The organism is Pseudomonas sp. PS01299 (assembly GCF_029960145.1).
Classification (GTDB): Bacteria; Pseudomonadota; Gammaproteobacteria; order Pseudomonadales; family Pseudomonadaceae; genus Aquipseudomonas; species Aquipseudomonas putida_A.
The window spans coordinates 1-3,290 of record NZ_JASCPO010000385.1; the positions used below are offsets into that span (position 1 = coordinate 1).

At 62.5% G+C, this 3,290-nt stretch carries 3 protein-coding genes; 2 read left to right on the forward strand and 1 reads right to left on the reverse strand.

Annotation, left to right across the window (positions count from 1 at the left end; genetic code table 11):
* Positions 1–100: 100 nt before the first annotated feature.
* Positions 101–1,045 (reverse strand): GlxA family transcriptional regulator, encoded by a 945-nt coding sequence (locus tag QMX91_RS30010; protein ID WP_095121415.1) that lies wholly within the window; start codon positions 1,043–1,045, stop codon positions 101–103.
* Between the two features lie 192 nt (positions 1,046–1,237).
* On the opposite strand from QMX91_RS30010, the gene QMX91_RS30015 reads away from it, so the two are divergent.
* Positions 1,238–2,182 carry a choline ABC transporter substrate-binding protein gene (locus tag QMX91_RS30015; protein ID WP_282413825.1) on the forward strand — a complete coding sequence of 315 codons (945 nt, stop codon included), beginning with the start codon at positions 1,238–1,240 and terminating at the stop codon, positions 2,180–2,182.
* A 118-nt stretch (positions 2,183–2,300) separates the two neighbouring features.
* Complete coding sequence (locus QMX91_RS30020) at positions 2,301–3,188, forward strand: 3-keto-5-aminohexanoate cleavage protein (RefSeq protein WP_139055228.1); 888 nt, start codon at positions 2,301–2,303, stop codon at positions 3,186–3,188.
* Positions 3,189–3,290 lie beyond the last annotated feature (102 nt).

Sequence of the window (3,290 nt, forward strand, 5' to 3'; positions counted from 1 at the left end):
GGCTTGCTCGCGAATGCGGTGGATCAGTCAACTCATGTTTCGACTGACACTCCGCTTTCGCGAGCAAGCCCGCTCCCACATTGGTTTTGTGTGCATCCATTCAAGCTTGGGCGGTACGGCGGTCTTCGCGGGGACAGCGAGCGAACCTCGCTCGATAACTGCGGGTGAAATACGACGGCGATTCAAACCCGCAGGCGATACTGACTTCGAGCACGCTCATATCGGTCTGGCGCAACAGCTGCCGGGCCTTTTCCAATCGCAGACGCAGATAAAAATTGCTCGGCGTATCGTTCAGATGCAGCCGAAACAAGCGCTCCAGCTGCCGCCGCGTCACCTTGATCGATTCCGCCAGTTGCAGCGTGGTCAGCGGTGGTTCGCTGTGTTGCTCCATCTCGCCAATCACTTGCACCAACTTCTTGTTGCTGATGCCGTAACGCGTGGCGACTTCCATGCGCTGGTGGTCTTTGCGCGGACGAATCCGCCCCAATACAAACTGCTCGCTGACCTGAATCGCCAGTTGCGGGCCGTGGGCCTGGGCGATCAGGTCGAGCATCAAATCGATCGACGCCGTGCCACCCGCCGAGGTGATGCGCCGCCGGTCGATCTCGAACAGTTCCTGGGTGACGCTGAGCTGTGGATAAGATTCCTTGAACGCATCGATGGCTTCCCAGTGCAGGGTCAGGCGATGGCCGTCGAGCAGGCCGGCTTCGGCGAGGACGAAACTGCCGGTGTCGATGGCACCGAGGGTCACGCCTTCGTTGTCCAGGCGACGCAGCCAGTGTTCAAGGGTTGGCGTGGCGAACTTCAGCGGTTCGAATCCGGCCACCACTAACAGCGTCGCACCTTTCTTCAGCGGCTCCAGCGCCGCGTCGGCGTTGACCGACATGCCATTGCTCGCCAGCACTGCCCCGCCATCGGCGCTGAGCACGTGCCAGCGGTACAGCTCGCCACGAAAACGGTTGGCTACCCGCAGCGGTTCGATCGCGGAGATAAAGCCGATGGCGGAAAACCCCGGCATCAGCAGAAAGTAAAAATCCTGGGACATGTGCGCACTCGGTTAGCGGGTAGCGTGGATCGTTGATACGCCGATTGTCGTCAGCGTTCAAGCGCACAGGTCGCTACAGTGCAAATGCCAGTCGCCGCAGTGCGCTTTCACGGGGCCGTTGCTGCGTAACTTGGCATCACCGGCACGCCAGATGCCGGAACTCACAATAAACGACCTGCCGAGGAACCCGACATGAAACGACTGATCAGCAGCTGTGTTCTTGCACTCAGCGGTACCGCTTTCTTGAGCGCCAGCGTCATGGCGGCCGAACCCGCCTCGTGCCAGAACGTGCGCATGGGCGTGGTCAACTGGACCGACGTGATCGCCACCAGTGCCATGACCCAGGTCCTGCTCGACGGCCTCGGCTACAGCACCAAACAAACCAGCGCCTCCCAGCAAATCATCTTCGCCGGGATCCGCGATCAGCGTCTGGACCTGTTCCTCGGCTACTGGAACCCGCTGATGACCCAGACCATCACCCCGTTCGTCGATGCCAACCAGGTCAAAGTCCTGCCGGCACCAAGCCTGAAGGACGCCCGCGCCACCCTCGCCGTGCCGACTTATCTGGCCGACAAGGGCCTGAAGACTTTCGCTGACATCGCCAAGTTCGAGAAGGAACTGGGCGGCAAGATCTACGGCATCGAACCGGGTTCCGGCGCCAACACGCAGATCAAGGCGATGATCGCCAAGAACCAGTTCGGCCTCGGCAAGTTCCAGTTGGTCGAGTCCAGCGAAGCCGGGATGCTCGCCGCCGTTGACCGCGCCGTACGCCGCAAAGAGGCCGTGGTGTTCTTCGGCTGGGCGCCGCACCCGATGAACGTCAACGTCAAGATGACTTACCTCACTGGCAGCGAAGACGCCCTCGGCCCGAACGAAGGCATGGCCACGGTATGGACGGTCACCGCGCCGAAATACGCCGAACAGTGCCCGAACGTCGGTCGCCTGCTGAGCAACCTGACGTTCACCGCCGAAGACGAGAGCCGGATGATGCAACCGCTGCTCGATCACAAGGACGCCTTCGAATCGGCCAAGCAATGGCTCAAGGATCACCCCGAAGACAAGCAGCGCTGGCTGGAAGGTGTGACCACCTTCGACGGCAAACCGGCCGCTGAAAACCTGCAACTGACCAGTAAATAACCCCCGTTTGAAAAGCCCCTCACCCTAACCCTCTCCCCGGGGAGAGGGGACTGACCGACGCTTCGCAGCCCGAGAAAGGGCTGCGAACAGACCCATCACGCCTGAAGGAAACCGCACCATGAACCACGACGTCATCATCACCTGCGCACTCACCGGTGCTGGCGACACGACCGCCAAGAGCCCCCACGTGCCGGTCACCCCGAAACAGATTGCAGCGGCGGCCGTAGAAGCGGCCAAGGCCGGCGCCACCGTTGTGCATTGCCATGTGCGTGACCCGCAGACCGGCAAGTTCAGCCGTGACGTGGCGCTGTACCGCGAAGTGATGGAGCGCATCCGTGAGGCCGACGTCGACATCATCGTCAACCTCACCGCCGGCATGGGCGGCGACCTCGAAATCGGCGCTGGCGAGCACCCGATGGAGTTCGGCCCGAACACCGACCTGGTCGGCCCGCTGACCCGTCTGGCCCACGTTGAAGAACTGCTGCCGGAAATCTGCACCCTCGATTGCGGCACGCTGAACTTTGGCGACGGCGACACCATTTACGTCTCGACCCCGGCGCAACTGCGCGCCGGCGCCAGGCGCATCACCGAGCTGGGGGTGAAGGCCGAACTGGAAATTTTCGACACCGGCCATCTGTGGTTCGCCAAGCAGATGATCAAGGAAGGCCTGCTCGACAACCCGCTGTTCCAGCTGTGCCTGGGCATCCCGTGGGGTGCGCCGGCCGACACCACCACCATGAAAGCCATGGTCGACAACCTGCCCGCCGATGCGGTGTGGGCCGGGTTCGGCATCGGCCGCATGCAGATGCCGATGGCCGCGCAAGCGGTGCTGCTCGGCGGCAACGTGCGGGTTGGTCTGGAAGACAACCTGTGGCTGGACAAGGGCGTGCTGGCCACCAACGGCCAACTGGTCGAACGCGCCAGCGAGATCCTCAGCCGCCTCGGCGCTCGCGTGCTGACCCCGGCTGAGGGCCGCAAAAAGATGGGGCTGACCCAGCGCGGCTAAATCATCACTCATTTCCCCCCTGTGGGAGCGGGCTTGCTCGCGAAGGCGGTGGCTCTGCCCATAAAGATGCGTGGGATGTACCGGCCTCTTCGCGAGCAAGCC